General features: G+C 47.3%; 23 protein-coding genes. All 23 read right to left on the bottom strand.

Features of this window, described 5'->3' with window-relative positions; genetic code table 11:
* Positions 1-82 precede the first annotated feature (82 nt).
* Positions 83-1429 (bottom strand): acetyl-CoA carboxylase biotin carboxylase subunit, encoded by a 1347-nt coding sequence (gene accC, locus DHAF_RS17500; RefSeq protein WP_015944627.1) that lies wholly within the window; start codon positions 1427-1429, stop codon positions 83-85.
* A gap of 16 nt (positions 1430-1445) precedes the next feature.
* Positions 1446-3311 carry an acetyl-CoA carboxylase biotin carboxyl carrier protein gene (accB, locus tag DHAF_RS17505; RefSeq protein WP_015944628.1) on the bottom strand — a complete coding sequence of 622 codons (1866 nt, stop codon included), beginning with the start codon at positions 3309-3311 and terminating at the stop codon, positions 1446-1448.
* 231 nt (positions 3312-3542) lie between these two features.
* Complete coding sequence (locus tag DHAF_RS17510) at positions 3543-4112, bottom strand: SpoIIIAH-like family protein (RefSeq protein WP_005810916.1); 570 nt, start codon at positions 4110-4112, stop codon at positions 3543-3545.
* Entirely contained in the window at positions 4109-4669 is a 561-nt protein-coding gene (locus tag DHAF_RS17515; RefSeq protein ID WP_005810915.1) for a hypothetical protein, read from the bottom strand. Before DHAF_RS17515 ends, DHAF_RS17510 begins: the two co-directional genes overlap by 4 nt.
* Before the next feature lie 68 nt (positions 4670-4737).
* Positions 4738-5328 carry a stage III sporulation protein AF gene (gene spoIIIAF / locus DHAF_RS17520; protein WP_005810914.1) on the bottom strand — a complete coding sequence of 197 codons (591 nt, stop codon included), beginning with the start codon at positions 5326-5328 and terminating at the stop codon, positions 4738-4740.
* A gap of 12 nt (positions 5329-5340) precedes the next feature.
* The gene (gene spoIIIAE / locus DHAF_RS17525; RefSeq protein ID WP_005810913.1) at positions 5341-6510 is read right to left on the bottom strand and encodes a stage III sporulation protein AE; all 1170 of its coding nucleotides are present in this window, start codon (positions 6508-6510) and stop codon (positions 5341-5343) included.
* A gap of 9 nt (positions 6511-6519) precedes the next feature.
* Complete coding sequence (gene spoIIIAD, locus DHAF_RS17530) at positions 6520-6906, bottom strand: stage III sporulation protein AD (protein ID WP_005810912.1); 387 nt, start codon at positions 6904-6906, stop codon at positions 6520-6522.
* Between the two features lie 12 nt (positions 6907-6918).
* A complete protein-coding gene (gene spoIIIAC, locus DHAF_RS17535) occupies positions 6919-7116 on the bottom strand; it encodes a stage III sporulation protein AC (RefSeq protein WP_005810911.1) in 198 nt (65 codons plus the stop codon).
* A gap of 18 nt (positions 7117-7134) precedes the next feature.
* Entirely contained in the window at positions 7135-7644 is a 510-nt protein-coding gene (locus DHAF_RS17540; RefSeq protein ID WP_015944629.1) for a stage III sporulation protein AB, read from the bottom strand.
* Positions 7641-8726, bottom strand: coding sequence for a stage III sporulation protein AA (spoIIIAA, locus tag DHAF_RS17545; protein WP_015944630.1), 1086 nt, complete (start codon positions 8724-8726; stop codon positions 7641-7643). Before spoIIIAA ends, DHAF_RS17540 begins: the two co-directional genes overlap by 4 nt.
* Positions 8727-9012: 286 nt before the next feature.
* A complete protein-coding gene (locus tag DHAF_RS17550; RefSeq protein WP_015944632.1) occupies positions 9013-10671 on the bottom strand; it encodes a ribonuclease J in 1659 nt (552 codons plus the stop codon).
* Between the two features lie 93 nt (positions 10672-10764).
* Positions 10765-11322, bottom strand: a complete 558-nt coding sequence (efp, locus tag DHAF_RS17555; protein WP_015944633.1) for an elongation factor P — start codon at positions 11320-11322, stop codon at positions 10765-10767.
* A gap of 148 nt (positions 11323-11470) precedes the next feature.
* Positions 11471-11908 carry a type II 3-dehydroquinate dehydratase gene (gene aroQ, locus DHAF_RS17560; RefSeq protein WP_015944634.1) on the bottom strand — a complete coding sequence of 146 codons (438 nt, stop codon included), beginning with the start codon at positions 11906-11908 and terminating at the stop codon, positions 11471-11473.
* A 191-nt stretch (positions 11909-12099) separates the two neighbouring features.
* Positions 12100-12666: a LysM peptidoglycan-binding domain-containing protein gene (locus DHAF_RS17565; protein WP_193345570.1), complete on the bottom strand. Its 567-nt coding sequence runs from the start codon at positions 12664-12666 to the stop codon at positions 12100-12102.
* Positions 12667-12687: 21 nt separating this feature from the next.
* Entirely contained in the window at positions 12688-13191 is a 504-nt protein-coding gene (locus DHAF_RS17570; protein ID WP_015944636.1) for a hypothetical protein, read from the bottom strand.
* Positions 13184-14656, bottom strand: a complete 1473-nt coding sequence (locus DHAF_RS17575) for a PilN domain-containing protein (RefSeq protein ID WP_041271986.1) — start codon at positions 14654-14656, stop codon at positions 13184-13186. Before DHAF_RS17575 ends, DHAF_RS17570 begins: the two co-directional genes overlap by 8 nt.
* 26 nt (positions 14657-14682) lie before the next feature.
* Complete coding sequence (locus tag DHAF_RS17580; protein ID WP_015944638.1) at positions 14683-15444, bottom strand: prepilin peptidase; 762 nt, start codon at positions 15442-15444, stop codon at positions 14683-14685.
* 47 nt (positions 15445-15491) lie between these two features.
* Complete coding sequence (locus DHAF_RS17585; RefSeq protein ID WP_015944639.1) at positions 15492-15980, bottom strand: type II secretion system protein; 489 nt, start codon at positions 15978-15980, stop codon at positions 15492-15494.
* Between the two features lie 27 nt (positions 15981-16007).
* Positions 16008-17231, bottom strand: a complete 1224-nt coding sequence (locus tag DHAF_RS17590; protein WP_015944640.1) for a type II secretion system F family protein — start codon at positions 17229-17231, stop codon at positions 16008-16010.
* Between the two features lie 12 nt (positions 17232-17243).
* On the bottom strand, positions 17244-18278 hold the full coding sequence (locus DHAF_RS17595) for a type IV pilus twitching motility protein PilT (protein ID WP_015944641.1): 1035 nt from the start codon (positions 18276-18278) through the stop codon (positions 17244-17246).
* 16 nt (positions 18279-18294) lie between these two features.
* A complete protein-coding gene (locus DHAF_RS17600; protein WP_015944642.1) occupies positions 18295-20055 on the bottom strand; it encodes a GspE/PulE family protein in 1761 nt (586 codons plus the stop codon).
* Entirely contained in the window at positions 20048-20458 is a 411-nt protein-coding gene (locus tag DHAF_RS17605; RefSeq protein WP_035213812.1) for a hypothetical protein, read from the bottom strand. The genes DHAF_RS17600 and DHAF_RS17605 overlap by 8 nt, the downstream gene beginning before the upstream one ends.
* Positions 20401-20934 (bottom strand): PulJ/GspJ family protein, encoded by a 534-nt coding sequence (locus DHAF_RS17610; protein ID WP_015944643.1) that lies wholly within the window; start codon positions 20932-20934, stop codon positions 20401-20403. Before DHAF_RS17610 ends, DHAF_RS17605 begins: the two co-directional genes overlap by 58 nt.
* Positions 20935-20937 lie beyond the last annotated feature (3 nt).

Consider the following 20937-nt stretch of genomic DNA (forward strand, 5'->3'; position numbering starts at 1 on the left):
CTCATCATCCACATATTAATCCATAAGTATCTTTTGTCATTATAACAAAAGAAGACCATGCTGGCAAAGGTGAATGTACTATCTATTCCCCTAAAATCCGCCTTTGGATAAAGTTAGTATAGACTTCCCCACGGCGGAAAAAGGCATTATCCAGTACTTTAAGATGGAAGGGAATGGTGGTGTGTACTCCTTCAATATAAAACTCTTCCAAAGCACGCTTCATTCTTTGGATCGCTTCTTCCCGGTCAGCACCCCAGACGATCAATTTGCCGATCATGGAATCATAATAGGGAGGGATGGTGTAGCCTTGATAAGCGGCACTGTCCACCCGAACCCCGGGACCGCCGGGCGGGTGATAGAACTCAATGGTTCCCGGAGAGGGCATAAAGTTCTTTTCCGAGTTCTCAGCATTGATGCGGCACTCCATAGCCCAGCCGCGAATTTGCACATCTTCCTGTTCAATCCCCAAAGGCTCTCCCGCAGCAACGCGAATCTGAGCCTTCAGCAGATCAATTCCTGTTACAAACTCTGTCACCGGGTGCTCCACCTGAATACGCGTATTCATCTCAATAAAATAGTAATGCCCATGCTTATCTAAAAGAAATTCGATGGTTCCGGCACTGGAATAATCAGCGGCCTTGGCAGCCTTTACTGCAGCTTCTCCCATAGCTTTACGCAGTTCAGGGGTAAGGGCGCTGGAAGGAGCCTCCTCCAGCAATTTCTGATTTCTTCTTTGCAGGGAGCAGTCCCGCTCTCCGAGATGGATCACATTGCCGTGTTTATCCGCTAAAATTTGAAACTCGATATGACGAGGTTCCTCCACGTACTTCTCCAGATAAATCTCCGAATTGCCAAAAGCAGCCTGAGCCTCGCTTTGGGCAGCTTGAATAGATTTAGCCAGCTCTTTGGGGTTTTGGGCAATGCGCATCCCTTTACCCCCGCCTCCTGCTGAGGCTTTGATCATGACGGGGTAGCCAATCTCCTTGGCCAGAACTGAGGCGGATTCCACATCGGTGAGCACTTCTTTGGACCCGGGAACCACCGGAACTCCCGCCTCGATCATAGTCTTGCGCGCCGTGGCCTTATCCCCCATGGTTTCAATGGCTCGCGGCGAGGGACCGATAAAGGTTATACCACAGGACTCACAAATCTCGGCGAACCGTGCATTCTCCGATAAGAACCCATAACCGGGGTGAATAGCATCCACACCGGTTAACTCAGCAGCGCTGATGATATTGGGGATATTTAAATAACTCTTAGTCGAAGGATGGGGACCGATACAGACGGCCTGATCCGCTTCCCGGACATGCAGGGCATCCCGATCCGCCTCGGAAAAGACGGCCACGGTCTCAATGTCCATCTCCCGGCAGGCTCTGATGATCCGTAAGGCAATTTCTCCCCGATTGGCTATTAATACCTTTTTAAACATGCTGCCTATCTCCTCATTATTCAACTGCAAACAAAGGTTGACCGAACTCCACCGGCTGGCCGTTTTCAACCAAAATTTCCACGATGCGTCCACTGATTTCTGCTTCTATCTCATTCATGAGTTTCATCGCTTCAATGATGCATACCGTTTGGGACTCTTTCACCATCTGCCCCCGCTCCACAAAGGATGGAGCATCCGGTGCCGGTGAACGATAGAAGGTTCCCACCATAGGGGCCTTGATGTACTGCAGATTTTTCTTAGGAGCCTCAGCAGGGCTTTGCGGTTCCTGGACAACTTTAACCGGTGCACTGACTGCCGCCGGTGCAGGCTGAACAGCAGCTTCAGCGGTTCCTCCCATGACAGGCAGCGCCATGGCTGGTACGGGCATGCTGCCCTTTTTAATGGAGACCTTTACTCCTTCACTTTCAAGGTTCAACTCGGTGATATCTGTGTCACCAATAAGTTTAATAAGCTCTTTAATTTCTTTTAAATCCATTTTGGAATCCTCCTTCGCAACTGGGACGGACGGGCTTTTCGCAGCGACCGTGATCCCCTTCTCTCTTTCAATAAAGAACTTTTTAGCCACCTGTGGAAACAGGGCATAACTCAAGACATCTTCACGGGATAAGGCAAACTCTTTGCTTTCCTGTTCCGCCTTTTTAAGACCAGGTTCTAATTTGTCCGCAGGACGAATAGTGAGGACTTCTTCATCGCCGATGATCAGCTTCTGAATCTCGGGATCGACGGGTGCGGGCGGTTTGCCGTAAAGCCCACGGACATAGGCTTTCACCTCGGCAGGCACTAATTTATATCTTGCCCCGCTCAACACATTCAATACAGCTTGAGTCCCCACGATTTGGCTGGTTGGCGTTACCAAAGGTGGATAACCCAATTCTGCCCTAACACTGGGTATCTCGTCAAGCACTTCATTAATCCGATTCAGGGCTTTTTGTTCTTCCAGTTGGGATACGAGATTGGAGATCATTCCCCCAGGCACTTGATGTTCAAAAACCCGCATATCGGAAATACGGGTGATTCCCCGTTCAAAGCCTCTGCTCTTGCGGAGTTCTTCAAAATAATTAGCGATGGAAAAGAGCTGGGGAATATTCATCTCCGGAGCGAATTCAAACTCCTGAAGTGCCCGTACCACAAGCTCTACCGGCGGCTGACTGGCACCGAAAGCTAAGGGAACACTGGCTGTGTCGATGACATCCACACCGGCTTCGGCAGCTTTCACATAGGCAATGGTTCCCATACCACCAATATAATGGGTATGCAGCTGGATCATGACTCCCAATTCTTCTTTAAGCATTCTTACCAATTTATACCCGCGCTGTGGGGTTAAGAGACCCGCCATATCCTTAATACAAATAGAGTCAGCGCCTAAAGCCACAAGTTCTTTAGCCGTTTCCACATAATGCTCCAAAGTATGCACAGGACTGATAGTATAGACCACGGAAGCCTGAACGTGGGCTCCGGCTGCTTTAGCCGCTTCCATAGGAACGATCATATTGCGGACATCATTTAACGCATCGAAAATGCGGATAATATCAATTCCATTTTTTACACTAAGCTGGACAAATTCACGAACCACATCATCAGGATAATGCTGATAGCCCACTAAGGATTGACCTCTCAGCAACATCTGCAGTGGGGTTTTCTTGACATGCTGTTTGATGGTTCTTAATCGTTCCCAGGGATCTTCCCCCAGAAAACGCAGGCACACATCAAAGGTCGCTCCGCCCCAGACCTCAAGGGAATGGTATCCCACTTGATCCAATTCGGTCAGGATAGGAAGCATATCTTCTGTTCTCATCCGCGTAGCCCAAAGGCTTTGATGAGCATCACGCAGTGTCGTATCCGTAATTTTCACCGGTTTCATCCAGTACAACCCCTCTCTAATACCCTATCACGCTCTCTGTCTAAAATTCCGTTTATGTTTTATTATATGAAACTGGTAAAATTTTTTCAACGAAACAGCGTCAAGTATACAATATCACGCCAAAGTATACAGTATAACCTTCGAGATCGGATCTATAAGTAAATCGAAAAGATTCTGCACACTTTATTTCAGAAAACTCTCATGTCAGTCATGCGCAGAATCTTTTTGCTGTTAATAACGATAGGCTATGCGGACTTGTTCTTTGGCGGTATTGGTAACACGAAACACAATATCTTGAATCACCTTGATCTCTGTCCCTTCCAGGTTGGGGGCATAGACGATGACTGCAACTTCATTATTCCCCAAATCAGCTATGGCATCCTTAATTCCGCTGATTTTAAGGAGATTCTCTATTTCTTCTTCCTTTTGAATCTTATGACTCAACTGCAACCATTTTTCCTGGGCTTCTTCCCTTGTCTTGACCACATTGGAATCTAAAAGGGGAGCCAGCATAGTTTTGGCCTCCTGCCGGGAGGCTTCCCGCTGCAGCCGATAATTGACAAAATAGTCTCCTCCCTGGGGTAAGGGCTTGACCACCTCCGCAGAAAAATAAATACTCTGACCTTCCGGTTGTACCTGGACCGGCATACTTTCATGAGTAGGCTGACTAAGGGGCTCATCACCAAAAACCAGCTGCCAAAAGGCGTACAGCACCAGCAATGCGACAATAACAGAACCCACCAGCACCCATTTTTGCCCCTTCTTCAAATCCCCCCACCGCTTCAAAGTCATGACTTTCATAGTACCCCTCCCATGGGCTGAACATTGATCTTATCGGAAGAAATATCTAATAAGGTTCGTACGGCATTATGAATATTTTCCCGAACATTGGGGTCACTGGCCCCCTCGGCGATGATCAGAACCCCTGCCACATTAGGACGTTCTTCCATGACAATGACCGGTTGGCTGGCCCCGTTGGGCATCACCAGCTGATTGTTTTCAGTGACTTCTGTGGACTCCCGTGTTCCGCCGCTTTTATCAGACTCTTTGGTTGTTTTCTTGGTCACACTGCCGTTGGTGGCATAATCAGAGCGCAGGCTGGAGGATAAGGTTACGGATACCTGAACACTGCCAACCCCTGACATCTGCTGAAGATTCTGCACCAATTTCTTTTCCATTTCTTTTTCCAGAGTGCTGATTCGGGTGACCTCAACGGTATCCCGGTTCTCCACTGCCTGATTCATAGGCACCACAGGGGCGCTGCCCCCGCCTTTGCTATAGAGCAGCATACATACTGCAGCCACTACGAGCACTGCAGGGATTAAGATTTTAGGCTGGATATCTTTAAAAAGATTCATGAGCTATTCCTCCTTACTTTCTGGTTCACTGTTTTCATTTGCTGACACTGCCGTCAGCATCATGAAATTTACCCTTCCGTTATAATGATCTGCTCCCTGGGCATCTGCATAAAAAGAGCTACTTTATCCCTGATTTCCAGAGCTGTTGCCGACAATACCTGCTTCTGGATCGGCTTGGGTTCGTTTAAGTCAATCACGATGTCTTCAATAGGCTGAACTCCCTGCTCCTCGGCATCCAAATGAATCATAATCCGGTCGATTCGGGGTATGTTCGTCAATCCGCTTGAGCCTTCCGCCAAGTCCACATTCACCTGAAGCTCTTTAATTCCTTCCATGCCAACAGTTAAGGCTTTAATCTGGCTGACAACGATTGCTTTATACTGCTCCTGGACTGCATTGGTGCTAATGGCTTCTCCCACTTCCCCCGGGGCAAGAACCGCCAATTCCTGGGCAGAGCTTTCCGTCCAAGCCGGGATTGCACTCTCCACGGTCATTCCCAATAAGGTGGTAAGGGGAGTAAGGATGGCCGAGATGACGAACAACCCCATCACCAGTTTGACAAAGCCCTTCATGGACTTATTAGGAAGCAGCATCTCCAGAAAGCTGGCTAGAAGCAAGATAATAGCTAAATTGCGTACAAGGGTTTGTAAACTCTCCAAAACCTCACCTCCCTATCGCAGCATGACAGTTAAATTACCGGACCCCACCACCACGGCAATAGCCATAAAGAACATAATGGCTACAGAGGCTACCGAGGCAAAGATAAAAATCAAACTCTTGGACATTTCCTGAAGGGTGTCCGCTAACTCCTTTTGTCCCAGAGGCTCAATCAAAGCCGAAGAGATTTTGAAAACCAGAATCATGGCGACCAGCTTGACCACCGGACCTAAACAAATCAAGGCTAAAGCGATAATGGCCACAATCCCTAAAGCATTTTTTAATAAGAGTCCTGAAGTGACCACCAATTCCACCGCATCTTTAAAGAATTTACCCACCACAGGAATCAGGTCTGCAGAGTATTTTGCAGTACGCAGAACGACCCCATCAGCCACACCTCCAGTGACCCCTTGCACGGCCATGACCCCAATAAAAACGGTTAAAATGATACCCAAGCTCAATTTTCCGGTAAACTCCAGAAGTCCCGCCAGTCTGCTGAGCTTGAATTCACTGGAAATATGGTTAAACAGCTTGAGAACTGCTGCCAAAAAAAACAAGGGTAAGGCTACGGTTTTGATTAAGGTCGCCAAAAAGGTCAAACTGCCCAAGACGATGGGCTTAAATAAGGCCGCAGTGGTCAGATTCCCCATAGCCACCAGCATAGTCATCATGACCGGAAGCAGGGTCTGCATGAATCCCGTCATGGTTTGAATGGAATCGGAGGCTAGGTTCATGGCTATTTGGAAGGTGGCCAGGGCAATCCCCATCAGCACCAGATAGGCAAGGATCTGGGCCATTTTCCCTACCTCACCGCTGAATGCGGACTGAAGCTGCTGGAGAACGGCAGTCAATACGGCTAAAATCAAGAGCTTTCCGATTAAGGGAGCACTCTCGAGAATTTCTTTTCCCAATAAGGCGAGGAGTGTTTTACCGATCTCCACAGGGTGAAGATTGATATTGCCTTGACGAAGGTCATCAAAGAATTTTGCCAGAGAAAAATTAGGCAAAGACTCCTGAACATCCCGATCAATTTGCTCCAGGAACCCGCGGACTTCTGTCAGATCCACTTGAGCAGCTAGATCTGCGGTCGGCTCTGACATTTCCTCCGCTCCATAAACCAAGGAGGGAGTTGTCCCATTTCCTATGAAAAAAAAGAAAAGAAAGATAATTATCACTCGCTGCATTGTTTCACCTCACGGCACAAGTCGCATAACGGACTCCAGTATCGCTACGATAATAGGAATCGCCAGAACTAAAACCCCCACCTTGGCGGCGATCTCAATTTTAGTCGCGAGAGCTTTTTCTCCCGCATCCCTGCAGATATCAGCACCAAATTCAGCCAGGTAAGCGACTCCCACAATTTTCAAAACTATAATTAAATAGTAAGAGCTGATATTCGCCTGATCCGCAAGGTTCTGCAGTAAATCGATGATGATTTTGATTTTGTCCAGAATCAGGGTAAAGATAATAACTCCGGTCAGTATGGTCAGTTGAAGGGCAATTTCTTTGCGCACTTCTTTTAGAACCACCCCGATAATGGCAACCACTAAAGCAATTCCTACAATCTGCCATATTTCCACATTCAGACCTCCCTAATAGATCTGAAATACACTGCGTACAAGACTGAATAGGTCAGCCACAGCCTGAACGACAATATAAAGAACGACCACAACCCCTGCCAATACGGTAAGTTGAGCAATATCCTTGCGATTAGCCTGTTCCAGAACCATGACGAGAACTCCCACAAGGAGCCCGATTCCCGCTATTTTCATCACCATATAAAAATCCATAATCTCCACCTCATCTGCCTAAATTAAGAAAAGAACTACAGCGGCTCCTCCCAAAAACCCGAGATAGGACCACATCTTGGCTTGTTTCTCAGACCATTGGGCTGCATGTTCTTTGACAAGGGAAACTTGTTGTTTGACCAACTCGATTTGCTTATGCTGTTCTTGGCGATCAGAGCGTCCCAGACCTTTGCCTACGTCTTTTATCACCTGCCAATCCTCAGTTTTTAAGCAAAAATTCTTCTTTTGCTGTTCAATGGTCTCGTTCCAAGCACCATAGGCCCCTTCACCCTTATGCAACCGCTCTGACAATTCGGCAAAAAAGCCGGACCATGCTCCATCGGTTCTATCCCTTAGAATTGAAAAGGCTTCCGGCAGTGGAGTATTTCCCCAAAAAATCTCCGTATCAAGAAGGGTCAGAGCCGTCAGGCACTCCCGCAATTCCACCGGTCTTTTACGGATGCGTGCGGCACTATAAAGCCCCAGACTGCCACAACCTATAATCATTAAGAGAGCACCTACCCAAATCAAAGAGCATCCCCCCTTACCATCTCTTTATGAACTCTATCCGTCGGAGCCAAAACGATAATCTCTTCAACAGTTCCGGGCCCCTGGCGGCGACTGAGCACCACCACCCGTTCAAAAACCCCGAATTCAAACAATGCTTTTAAGGTGGGACGCCTCAATGCTTCGCTCATAGTGGCTGCGTGGGCGGTGCTGAGAATCTTCACCCCCGTCCTCAAAGCATCCAGGACGGCCTCCACATCTTCAGGATGTCCCAGCTCATCCACCGCCACCACCTGAGGAGCCATGGAGCGGATGAGCATATTGATCCCCATCCGTTTCGGACAACCATCCAGAATATCGGTACGGCACCCTAAGTTATAGGCAGGAATCCCCTGCCACATACCGGCCAATTCCCTCCGTTCATCCACCACCCCTACGGTCTGACCCGGCAGGTTAAGTGCAGGGCTGCCATCGCTGAGCCTGCGGATTAAATCCCTCAGCAAAGTGGTCTTTCCTGCCCGCGGCGGTGAAAGAATTAAGGTATGATGCAGAGTCCCTTCCTTTGTTAAAAGCTTGGGTAAAATGAGCTCTGCTTTGCCTTCGACAGCTTTGGCCAGGCGGATATTTAAAGCTGAAATATGCTTCAGAGTCTGCACTTCCCCCTGTTTCATGATGGCTTCACCTGTAATTCCAACCCGGTGCCCCCCAGGCAAAGTGATAAACCCCTGCTTCATTTCCTCTTCGGCAGCATAGAGAGAACTTTGGGTCATCCGCTCCAAGGCCTGTAAAACATCTTCACGCTGAACCCGGTACCCCTTTTCCGCCGCAACAGTCCGACCTTGTTCATCAATAAACAGCTCTCGATGATGTCCCAGGATCAAAAGGGGCCGCTCAATGCGCAAGCGGATTTCTTCTATATCTTTGAGAGCTATATCCTGAATCTGCAGAAAAATGCCTGCCAGATTGCTGCCAAACCAACGTCCAAAATCCTCTGAGGGATTCTTCCCTGCCACTTTTCCCTGATTTATAGAAACAGCCAGGGGTTTGGTTTTGGGTTTAAGTTCGGGATTGGGGTTTATGGGATGTAAAGTATAGCGCAGCGACACGGCATTGTCCCCCTTTGTTAAAAAGGTATGTCTGTGCCTAAAGTTTTAGACATGCTTTTCTTGCTTCCCGCCAAAAAACTTGTCCATGGGAATCAAAGGTGAATCAAGGGGACAGGTCCCATTTTTCAGATAGCCGACCATGCCGCCGCTCAGGCGACACCAATGAAGGATGAAAAAAAGTTAAAAGAGACCCGACCGCCCATTTAAGCTTATCGAGTCTCTTACTTATCACAACAACTGCTTAATTCTAATGAATAATCGTACCTGTCCCTTGATTCCCTTTGATTCAAAACTGCAGCAACACCGGCAAAATCATAGGCCTTCTGCGGGTTTTATCCCAAAGGTACTGGCTTAGGGATTCATGGATGGACCCGCGGAGAACCCCCCATTCCCAGCGTTCTTTGTTGATCTGAGTTTCGATACTGGCTGCGACGACTTTCTTCGCCCCTTCCACCAGTTCCTCTGCTTCCTTCATAAAAGTAAAGCCCCGGGAGATAATATCCGGCCCCGACACTAAAGTGGTGGGAGATCCTTTGCTAAGTGCCGCTACCACCACCACTACCCCATCCTGGGATAACTGCTGGCGATCTCTCAGGACGATTTGCCCCACATCACCAATTCCCAATCCGTCCACAAAGACGCTGCCGGATTCTACCCGTTCAGCACATTCCATCTTATCCGTATCGAGAAGAACACGGGTGCCAATTTGAGTGATAGCAATTTTTTTATCATCATACCCCATAAGATTGCCGATCTTGCGGAAAGCCATTTGATGTCTTACTTCACCATGGTGAGGAATTAAAAATTTCGGCCGGGTTAAGCGGATGATGAGCTTAATCTCTTCTTGATTGGCATGGCCGGAAACATGAACCAGTCCCATATCCTTGGTAATGACATCGGCTCCAATCTGGAACAGATGATTAATCGTTCTCCCGATCAGTTTTTCATTGCCTGGAACAGGTGTGGCTGAGATAACGACAGTATCTCCTGCTGAAACATTCACTTGACGGTGACTTCCGGTAGCCATCCGTGTCAAAGCAGCCAAAGGCTCTCCCTGGCTGCCCGTGGTAAGGATAAGCAAACGGGAAGGGGATATATCATTCACCGAACTGGTCTCAATCAGCATATCCGGATCAGGAAGGTGCAGATAGCCTAATTCTCTGGCAGTAGCCACAACCGCTTCCATACTGCGGCCGACCACACATACCTTCCGTTTAAGAAGAGCCGCTGCCTCAAGTGCTTGTTGAATGCGGTGGACATTGGAAGCAAAGGTAGCCATGATTATTTTTCCCTCGGCCCTGGAAAAAGCATCCATCAGAGTTTTCCCCACCACCTTCTCGGATATGGTGGAGCCGCTGCGCTCTGCATTGGTCGAATCACAGAGCAAAGCCAACACCCCTTCCTGACCCCAGGCTGCCAATCTTCCCAAATCCATCTCCTGACCATCAATAGGAGTATAATCCACTTTAAAATCTCCGGTGTAGATCACCCGCCCCAGGGGAGTCAGAATTCCATAACCTACAGCATCCGGGATACTGTGAGTCACCCTAAATGCTTCAACCTGGAAGTCCTTTGCTTTAACAGGCTCCCCAGGATCAATGACTCTCAATAAATTTTCCGGGTAACCGCCCCGTTCCCTCAGCTTAGCCCGTACCAAACCCATGGTTAATTTCGTGCCGTAAACAGGAGCTTCTAATTTAGGCAGAAGGAAAGGCAGACCACCAATATGATCTTCGTGGCCATGAGTAATGAAAATACCCTGAATTTTGTGTTTGCGTTTCTCCAGATAAGTAATATCCGGTATGACAAGATCAATTCCTAACAGTTCATCATCTGGAAATTTGACCCCGCCGTCAATAACAATAATGGAGTCCCCATATTCAAAAACCAAAAGATTTTTGCCGATTTCACCGGTTCCCCCTAAAGGAATAATGCTCAATTTCATACAATAAAAAACCCCCTCTGGTACACCTTTTCTAACAAAAGGTTTCCCTAAAGGAGGCATTATGATTCGGGAATATATGCAGATGTGCTATCTTTAAGCCCTTTGGACGTAGTTTCCTGTACGGGTATCGATGATTAATTTTTCCCCTTCGTTAACAAAGAAGGGAACTTGAACCACGGCGCCGGTCTCCAAGGTGGCCGGCTTAGAACCGCCTGTCGCTGTATCGCCGCGCACACCAGGTTCGGTATGGGCAACCTCAAGAATGACGGTGTTGGGAAGATCGACGCCAATGACGGTGCCGTTGAAGAAGAGGATACCCAAATTCATATTCTCTTTGAGATATTTAACTCCATCCCCGATTTGAGCCTCGGTCAAAGAGGTTTGCTCATAGGTCTCATTATCCATAGCCACAAAATGATCCCCATCTTTATAAAGATATTGCATTTCACGACGCTCCACATGAGCCTTAGGCACCTTTTCACCTGCATTAAACTTCCGCTCAATGATGCCGCCGGTTTTGACATTCTTTAATTTCGTTCTCACGAAAGCCGCGCCTTTACCGGGCTTAACGTGCTGAAACTCAATAATTGTATACACATCGTTATCCACTTCAATTGTTAAACCTGTCTTAAATTCATTGGATGAAATCATAATTATCCTCCTAAATATTCATTTTTATGCTGTTTAGCTTATCCCAATCGAACCAAATTTACCACTGAAAGAAAGTTTCCTATATCCACACAGAGGATAAGTCAGCTAAGCTTGTGAACAAGCAAGCTTCCTATATAATGAACTTTCTTCACTTCTGTGTCAAGGCCTCCAGGGCATAATCCAAAGCTAAGCTATAGCTTTTTCCACCTAAGCCGGAAATTTGCCCACAGCAGACAGGAGCAATGACTGAGGTTTTCCGGAATTCTTCCCGGGCATGGATATTGGATAAATGGACCTCAATAGCCGGCACCTGAACGCTGGTTATGGCATCCCGAACAGCATAGCTGTAATGAGTCCATGCTCCAGGATTAATAATCAAAAAGTCATCCGGTCCCATACTGTGAATCCACTGAATTAACTCCCCTTCGAAATTGGTCTGCTCCACCTGTATAGGGATTCCTGCAGTATAAGCCTTATGTAGAAGTTCGTTGTTAATTTCGTCGAGAGTCTGAGTCCCATACTTGTCCGGTTCACGCCGTCCTAGCAAATTCAAATTAGGGCCATGAAGGACCCAAATCTTTCCCATCGTATCCACTTCCTTAACAGCACGTCATGCACCCCAAAATTTTATCATAATTTCGTTTTTTCCACCAGTGGTCACGACAAAAAAAACGTAGAGATTAGCCCTCTACGGTGGTCTTTCCCTACGATTGATATGAGATTTTATTCCTAAGAGAAAAGGATATATTGGGAGAATTAAGCTGGTAGTCCGAACAGCTAAAAAACAGGCCGATCCTGGCGCACGTCGGAGTACAGCTCCCTGACTTGAGAAAGCTCCGGTGCATTATTCTGCTGAGCATTCCCCTGATTGCCCTGGGTTGTACCACCATTCTGGGCTTCAATACGAGGCCGGTCGCTCATCAGGCGGGGAGAATGAATGATATTAACATTGCTTAACATAATCTGTACTTCGCTAGGACCATAAATACCGCAAGGCTGAATCTTACGTATTTCGGTTCTCGGCACGGTGAGATGAATTTCATGAGGAATTCTGCTTTCCCCTATCCGTTTGATTCTGAACTTTACTCCCTCGACTTCCATCTCCACTTCATCAAGATGATCCCCCGCATACCCTACCCCCTGCTGTGGTGTAATGACGGCATAATGCTCATTTCCCCCGGGATTCACCGTTCTGGGCAGGTAAACCTTTTGACCGATCTGCAGATAATCCGGGTTCAAGCCCGGATTCGCCAGGCTCCACTCCTCACAGGTTCCTCCCCATCTTTGGGCAAGCTGGTAAAAGGTATCTCCCGGTTGAATCACATAATCTTCCACAGGGTCCACCCCCTCTTACCCATCTTATGGTCAGGAGAGATTGTCAGGTTCAAAGAAAAATATCTTTAGCAGAATTTCTCCCTCATTCTTTTCTAAAACTGCTTCTTCCACATAAATACCACCTTCAGATATGCCTTCAATACGGGTTAATCCCCTCTCGATCCCTGACCACGTTCCTTGTACTTGTAAACGAATTAAGGCGAAATAGAGAAAAGAAGGATTAACCTCCCCCTCAAAAATCCCTTCAAGGTGATACGAACGAACAGCTAAATTTTCTTCCCTAAATATCCTAATACATTCATCCATGACCAGAAGCAAATCATCCATCAGCCAGAGGTCTGAAGCCGCCTCCTTTGCCGGGTTCTGCAGGATGAGTCCTTCCCCATGTTTTATCTCTTGGCGAAGAGCTCCAACCTCTTGTCGGCGAAAAACCAATGTCCCCCCGATTAAGCAGAGCAAAATCACCAGAGTTATCAGGGCACTATAGCCGAGCTTGGGAAATTGTCTTCTTAAGCTTTCTTTCGTTTTAATCATCTTCTTCAGCCTTCAAAACGAATTGAATCGGCATTCCCTCCCTAAATGAATCCTCTAATGAATCCCCTGCCGTTTGATATTTGGCCAATTGGACCTTCCTCCACCCTAAGGCTTTAAGTTGCTGAAACATTCTTTGAACCTCCAGTGATTCCGTAGCAAGGCCCTGGATTAACAAAGTCCGGCCTTTAATCTCAATTCGTTCAAGGTAAATCCCCTCAGGTGCATAGGCTGTTAATTCCCTTATCTCCTGCCCAACCGCAGTGGGATTCCCGATAATCCTATCCCATGTTTGCTTTAGGGCTGTTTCCTTCTCCCTCTCCCAAGTTTGGTTGGCGGTTATTTCACTTAGTCGTTGAGCCTCAACCCGCAAGGTATCAAGGGTCTGTTGGGTGGATACAAGCATCCTCAAACCATATATATTTACAAGCAATATAAGTCCTGCGATTCCCCACGTAATGCGTTGCTTCTTTTTCTTTAGATTCTCTGTTCTCCAAAAATTATTCTGCCCTAGTTTCTCATCTTCAAGGGCCAGCCCCAATACAGCAAGGTATTTTTCCGGGGCATAAGCTGCCAAAGCATTTAAAGGCTGCGAACCCCAAAAGGCATAAAAGGCCTCATCCACTCCTTGTAAGACCGGAACTTTTCCTCGTACACCCTTAATGTATTCTCCTATTCTTTTCCCTGTTTTTTCAGCCACCCTGTCCTGACTCCACAGGATTCTCATAAGCTCTGCTTGGTCATGGGGTGAAGAAAGATAGAGCAGCATCCGATGAATCTCATGCTTCCATTCTTCCTCACCGAAATATTGAAGGGTGGCGGGAAAGCTGCGAATTATCTCAGGTATCCCTCCCTTATAGAAAATATATTGAATCTGCCCTTCATCTTCCCGAAGAAACAGAGTATTTCCCTCGGGACCAAAGCCCAATACCCTCCCCCAAGCCAGTTGGGAAAAACATACCTTGTTAATTTCAAAGCCTGCTTTCCGGAAACAAAAAATGACTGGAGATAAAACTGAATTCCTTATCCCGGATAAAATCACCCTCAATCTCCGCGACGGCCCTTTTTCCTCTTCAAGAAAGTAATCATAAACCAATTCTTCTTCAGGAATAGGAATCTCTTCTTCCGCCAAATAGCGAAGGAGCCCAGTACGGTTCCTTTTTTTTACCCAGGGCAGATGATACTCGCGAATAAATTGGTTCTGGAGAGGTAATCCGATATCAATCTTGGGGTTACGAGGCAATTGGAAATCTATCTTGTATTGCTCAAGGTATCCCTTCAAAATCGACAGGAAGGTATCCAGGTGAAGAACTTTACCCTGCTTTATCAACCCTTTAGGAAGAGGGGTAATCTCAAACTGAGCAGGTGCCAAAGACCCCTTATCCTTCCCTTTTTGGATATACCAAAGCCAACGCAGTTCATGATCGGTTAGTTCAACACAAACTCGACCTTGCTCGGTAGGCATCACGCATCAAATCCTTCCAATGATCCATATCAAAACAGAGAGTAATAAAAAGAAAGGATAGTTTGTCCCCAAAAGAACACAATCCAACCTCCCAGTACCAGATAAGGCCCAAAGGGAATCTGTTCCCTGAAACTTCTTTTTTCAAAGGACAACATGATAAGTCCGCCTATGGATCCTGTGAAACTGGCGATGAAAACAGCTATTAAAGCTTCCGGAAATCCTAAAAATGCGCTCAATCCGGCAATAAGCTTTATATCCCCTAAGCCCATCCCTTCAGGATAGAGCCGAGTGATCATCCAAAACACTCCTCCTACCCCCAGTGCCGTAGCCAGGCTTTCCCAACCCGATGGGCCCTGGGGCAGCAAAAAACCTGCCACAATACCGACACCCAGTAAAGGAAGAGTGAAAACATCCGGCAGGCGGTAGGTATCCCAATCAATAACAGCGAGAACTAAAAGCACAGATATAAAATAAAAGTTTATCCCCAACTCAAGAAATGAGCGGCTGTGATTCACCCAGGCAGCATAAAAATACAGAGATCCATTGAGCCCCTCGATTAAGGGGTAACGCCATGAAATCTTCTCCCGGCATTGAGCGCACCGTCCCCTCAAAATGAGGAAACTTAGAACCGGAACCAGTTCCCAGGGGCGAAGATTATGACCACATGCAGGGCAGTGGGAACCAGGGAAAATTATAGATTTTCCCTGGGGAACACGATAAATCACCACATTTAAAAAACTGCCGATGATCACCCCCAATATTCCGGATAATACACTGAGTTCAATTCCCACTCTTTTCGTCCTTTCTCATAGTAATGCTGATTTTTTAGCCATCCGGCTTAATTAGCAGAGCTCCAAAGTATATTGGTTAAGTTTGCATCATAGACTCGTACTTCCGCAGCCGAGCCATCAGCAGTGAGGTAGAGCATAATAAGGTGGGTTTGGGCATTCTCAGGTATGGACCCATTGGTGGCCAATGTTCCTATACCAAAACCTTTTTTGCCTTCAGCCGCTTCCTGTTGTGTGGTATCCACACTCAATTTAGCGATATATTTTGGGATAAGTACAGGCGCAGAAATGTTTCCTTCATTTCCGGTTACTTCAGTGGATTTGGGATACCTACCATTCTCCACTTGATAACGATCTAAAGCGGACTTCACTTGATGGCCTGTAGCAATATCTGAGTTTTTCCGTGCCGCTTCCGAACTTGCACTTACCTTAGGAATGATAATTGCTGACAACATAGCTATGATAAAGACTACCATTAGAACTTCGACTAGGGTAAAGCCCCTCTGCGCGTTATCGCTGTTTCCCTGCCCAAAGTGCATTATATCCTACTCTCCTTTTATTATTTCTTATTGAAGGTATGTCCCTATATCAAAGATGGGTAGCAGGACACCGATTGCTACCAAGCCGATGATTCCTGCTAAAACTATGACGAGCAGCGGACCCACCAGGTGGGGCACTTGAGTCATCTGTTCCTCAAGCTCCATCCGAAACAGTCGGCTCAAGTGATACAGCATGGTACTCAGCTGGCCCGATTCCTCTCCTACTTCAAGCATCTGCGTCGCATCCCCAGGAAAATCGGACCTGCCGGCCAGAACAGCCGTCAACCGTTTCCCCGCCCGAACCGCTTCCTCAAGATCAGCAACCACCTTTTTCATGGAGAAAGTCAGCACCGCTCCGTAAGTCAACCTCAAGGCTTCCAGAAGAGGAATTCCTGCGTCCAGCAATGTCCCCAATATCTGAGAAAATTGCAGATAATCATAAAGCTGATAGACCCTGCCCAAAAAAGGCACCTTACTCAGCCCACCCCGCAGCCTTTCTCTCCAATCATCCAGGTGGCGCAGGCGGAGAAGGAGAACAGAACTCATTCCCACACTAAATACCCCTAGGACCAGAAAAGGTAATCCATGAGAAACCCGGAATATGACTTGAGTCAGAACCGGAAGCTCAGCATCCATGCTGAGAAAAATCTGTTCATATACAGGTAAAACAAGAAAGCTTAAAGCATAAATCAGCCCTATGGTCAGCACAAGCAAGAATACCGGATAAGTTAAGGTACCTTTAAGTTTACGGCGATAAGTATGCTCCTCAAAAAGATCTCTGGAAAGATGATCGAGAATCTCCGGCAATCTGCCCGCACGTTCTCCGGCTTGGGCCATAGCTCGGATATAGGGGGTAGGAGGCGGCACCAAGAAGTTAAGAGCTTCCGATAATTCTGCACCCGCTTCTAATTGTTCCTTCACCTGTCCCCAGGCTAAGCGTGTTATGCGTCCCTTACTCTGCTTTTCCAAAATATCAATGGCCAGGAGCAATGGCAGACCAGCCCCTAAAAGAAGGGATAAGCGCTGCGTAATGCCTGCCCAAATCCTCAGCCGATCGCTTTTCTTACTCAAAAGTTCAAAATAGGAGAGCAGATTGAAAAGTCTGTGGTGGCGGGGACTAATAGCCAAAGGGTAATATCCTTTGAGAAATAATCGATGTCTTACCTCTCCTTCCTGCCGAACTTCCCAAATCCCCTCAAGGTGATTTCCCTCCTGATCCAAAGCTCTCCACGCAAAGCTGCGACTCCTCATAAATCCCCCTTCTTAGTGGCCCATATTTTGTATCATTTCTTGCGCGACTGCATTGGAGATGCGTCCAGCCCGGACATGTTCCTGAATAGCTTTCTCCATACTTTGCATCCCAAGTTTACCGCCGGTTTGCATTGTGTTAGCAATTTGATGGGTCTTTCCTTCTCTGATGAGATTTCTTACTGCCGGTGTGACAACAAGAATTTCCTGGGCTGCAACTCTTCCCTGTTGATCCTTACGAGGAAGCAGCTGTTGGGCGATAACTCCTTGAAGAACCGCTGCCAACTGGACCCGCATTTGCTGCTGCTGAAAAGGCGGAAACACGTCGATCATTCTGTCCACTGCCTGAGTAGCATCATTGGTATGGAGGGTACTAAATACCAGATGCCCTGTCTCTGCAGCCGTCACCGCCGTACTTATGGTCTCAAGATCCCGCATTTCACCGACGAGGATTACATCCGGATCCTGCCGCAATGCTGCTCGCAAAGCATTGGCAAAGGATTGGGTGTCACTTCCCACTTCCCGCTGATTAACTAAGCTTAGGCGATGTTTATGCATATACTCGATGGGATCTTCAACGGTAACGATATGCTCCGACCTGGTCCTATTGATGTAATCAATCATTGAGGCTAAGGTGGTAGACTTCCCGCTTCCCGTAGGACCCGTCACAAGAACCAGCCCTTTGCGTAAATTGGCAAACTCGATGCAGACAGGGGGAAGACCAAGCTGCTCCGGTGTCGAGATATTAAAGGGAATAAGACGAATGGCGATTCCCGCAGCTCCTCGTTGGCGAAAAGCATTGACACGGAAACGACCTACATCGGGAATGCTGTGGGAAAAATCTATTTCTCCAGACTCTTTAAACTTGCTACTCTGAGCACTGTCCATTAAAGTTCTCGCCATTTCATCCAGCACATTGGGAGTTAATATCTCTTCTTCAGCCCTTACCAAAGAACCATCAATACGGAAAACTGGAGGACTGTCCACTGTAAGATGAATATCCGAGGCACGTCGCTGAGCTGCTTCTTTTAATAGTTGCTCTATAGTCATGATTATTTTCACACTCCTATCGCATTATACCGCTAGTTGAATACCAGATTTCCTCCAGGCTTGTTAAACCTTGGCGCACTTTGTTATAGCCGTCCCGGCGCAGGGGAATCATCCCTTTGGCTATAGCCTTTTCTTCGATCGCTCCTGAACTTTGACCTTCCAATACTAAATCCTTAATATCCTGATGGTAAAGTAGTAACTCGTGAATACCGATACGTCCGGAATAACCGGTTCCCCGACATTTAGGGCAACCTTTTGCCCTAAAAACCTGCCGGACGCTCTCCGGCAAATCCATGGCGTCCTTTTCAAGGGGATCCAGGTGCCAAGGCTCTTTACACTGTTCACAGAGACGGCGGACTAAGCGTTGGGACAGAACACCTCTTAAAACGGCCGCCACCAAATAGGGTTCTATCCCCATATCCAAAAGACGGGTAAAAGCTTCCGCCGCTGTGTTGGTATGTAAGGTGGACAAGACCAAATGACCCGTCAAGGCTGCAGCGATGGCAATGCGGGCTGTCTCTTCATCCCGTATTTCCCCAATCATAATCACATCGGGATCCTGCCGCAATATGGAACGCAATCCTTGAGCAAAGGTCAGGCCGATCTTGGGCTGGACCTGTACGGATACGACTCCGGGCAACTGATATTCCACCGGATCTTCGATAGAAACCAGATTAAGCTGCTCAGAAACGAGTTCTCTCAGTAAGGCATAGAGGGTGGTTGTTTTTCCGCTGCCAGTGGGCCCTACGACGAGGATAATCCCATGAGGCTCCTTGATTAAGCGTTGAATACTTTGCTCAACCCCCCTGCTCATGCCCAAAGATTGCAAGGATCGTTGGGCTGTATCCTGATCCAGAATACGTATCACGATTTTTTCCCCATGGACCGTGGGAAGACTGGATATTCGCAGGTCAATGGTCTTTGCGCCGACCATAAAACTGCTCCTGCCGTCTTGGGGCAGCCTTCGTTCCGCCACATCCATTCCTGACATAATTTTTATTCTGGCCAGCACATTGCGGGCAACCCCCAGAGGAAAAGAGCGCTTAGTCTCCAGCTTCCCATCGATCCGGTAGCGCACCCGCATTACCGTCTTACCCGGCTCCCAGTGGACATCGCTGGCTCCAAGCATGATAGCATCCCGAAGGAGAAAATCCACCAATTGAATCGTTGGGGCGTCATTTCCTTCCTCAGAGTCAAGAGTATTAATCCGCCCTATCCCTTTACACTCTTGTTCATCCTGCCCGCTGAGCTCAGCAATACTTTTCTCCACAGTAAGATATTTTTTGATGGCCGTCACCACCTGGGCCTCATCAGCAAGCAGTGGCTCGACCTCAAAACCTGTTAATATTCGAATATTCTCCACATAATGATGGTTTCCTGGGTCAAACATAGCGACCTGCAAAATTCTATCCTTAAGCCCTACCGGAATAGCACCATAACGACAGGCAGCCTGCTCACTTAATAAGGATGCTACCTTAGGGTCAATATCGACCTGAGTCAAATCCACTTTAGTCACACCCAGATATCCACCCAGCTCAAGTAGCAATTGCTCCAAAGTAAGTGCCTTGTGCCGAACAAGAATTTCTCCCAAGCGGGCACCTGTTTCCTTTTGTTCCCCTAAAGCCCTGGATAACTGACCCAAGTCGATTTTTTGCCGACTTAGCAAATATTGACCGAATCCTTCCTCATGGGAGATCTGCTGTTTCCATTTGTCCCGAAAGCCCTCATAATCTCCATCCTTCTTGCGGCGGTTCGTCCAAAGAGGTATCTTATTCATGCTCATGAATCTCCTGATACTTCATAATCAGCCACTGCTCATCGATCTTTGCCAGTTCCGCCTTAAGTATCCGTTGAGCACGGCCATATTGAGCCAAAGAAGTTACAGTATAGTTTTTTTCCCCGGCCAGGACATTGACTTTTACTGTACCTTCCCCGATGCCAATGGTTCCTCCCATAAAGGCCGGATCTTTTTCCAACATCACCTTAGCCCATTCAATGCCGCCTTCAGCCCCGTAGATTGCCTGGCGTGAGTTTACTTCCCGCCGGACAATTTTATTTTCTGAATGGACTTTCACATACATTTCCAGGCCATACGCCGAAAATGTGGCAAGGAGAATAAGGATTAAGAGGGTAATATACCCTGATTCACCCCGCCCCTTGCCCTGATCCTGCCTTGCCAATGAACTCTTTGCTTCCCTATCTGTCCTTGAAAGGTTATCGTCCACAGCCCTGACACTCCTTGAGTGCAATTCCAGTCCACAATCCCGCTGACTATCGGATTATGGGCACCTTTATGATAGCGGTACAAATCTTTAACCCCATCATAATCTTTATCATCCAGATAATATTGGTCACTATAGTTCTCTCCACTGGGGGTTACTGTCAAGGTCCATTTTCCCCGGTTGGTCCACTGAACTGACTCAGCTTCACGGATAGCATCACTCACCCATCTCCCGGCAGTAACCACCGCATAATGCGCTTCCATCTTATCTTTAAGGGTTTGGCTGATATTCCACTCTCCATAAAAAAATCTCAAGGCAACACCTAAGAGTATACCGGTTATTAAAAGGGCAAATAAAACTTCTATCAAGGTGAAGCCTCTATCCTGGTCTACCCTGCCTGAACGCTCTTTTTGATTCCACCGAATAGTTTGCATACC

Source organism: Desulfitobacterium hafniense DCB-2 (genome assembly GCF_000021925.1).
GTDB lineage: Bacteria > Bacillota > Desulfitobacteriia > Desulfitobacteriales > Desulfitobacteriaceae > Desulfitobacterium > Desulfitobacterium hafniense.

Coding starts and splice junctions, on each gene's coding strand:
- accC (WP_015944627.1), bottom strand. CDS start 1,429: ATGTTTAAAAAGGTATTAATAGCCAATCGGGGAGAAATTGCCTTACGG.
- accB (WP_015944628.1), bottom strand. CDS start 3,311: ATGAAACCGGTGAAAATTACGGATACGACACTGCGTGATGCTCATCAA.
- DHAF_RS17510 (WP_005810916.1), bottom strand. CDS start 4,112: ATGAAAGTCATGACTTTGAAGCGGTGGGGGGATTTGAAGAAGGGGCAA.
- DHAF_RS17515 (WP_005810915.1), bottom strand. CDS start 4,669: ATGAATCTTTTTAAAGATATCCAGCCTAAAATCTTAATCCCTGCAGTG.
- spoIIIAE (WP_005810913.1), bottom strand. CDS start 6,510: ATGCAGCGAGTGATAATTATCTTTCTTTTCTTTTTTTTCATAGGAAAT.
- spoIIIAC (WP_005810911.1), bottom strand. CDS start 7,116: ATGGATTTTTATATGGTGATGAAAATAGCGGGAATCGGGCTCCTTGTG.
- DHAF_RS17550 (WP_015944632.1), bottom strand. CDS start 10,671: ATGAAATTGAGCATTATTCCTTTAGGGGGAACCGGTGAAATCGGCAAA.
- efp (WP_015944633.1), bottom strand. CDS start 11,322: ATGATTTCATCCAATGAATTTAAGACAGGTTTAACAATTGAAGTGGAT.
- aroQ (WP_015944634.1), bottom strand. CDS start 11,908: ATGGGAAAGATTTGGGTCCTTCATGGCCCTAATTTGAATTTGCTAGGA.
- DHAF_RS17570 (WP_015944636.1), bottom strand. CDS start 13,191: ATGATTAAAACGAAAGAAAGCTTAAGAAGACAATTTCCCAAGCTCGGC.
- DHAF_RS17585 (WP_015944639.1), bottom strand. CDS start 15,980: ATGCACTTTGGGCAGGGAAACAGCGATAACGCGCAGAGGGGCTTTACC.
- DHAF_RS17590 (WP_015944640.1), bottom strand. CDS start 17,231: ATGAGGAGTCGCAGCTTTGCGTGGAGAGCTTTGGATCAGGAGGGAAAT.
- DHAF_RS17595 (WP_015944641.1), bottom strand. CDS start 18,278: ATGACTATAGAGCAACTATTAAAAGAAGCAGCTCAGCGACGTGCCTCG.
- DHAF_RS17600 (WP_015944642.1), bottom strand. CDS start 20,055: ATGAATAAGATACCTCTTTGGACGAACCGCCGCAAGAAGGATGGAGAT.
- DHAF_RS17610 (WP_015944643.1), bottom strand. CDS start 20,934: ATGCAAACTATTCGGTGGAATCAAAAAGAGCGTTCAGGCAGGGTAGAC.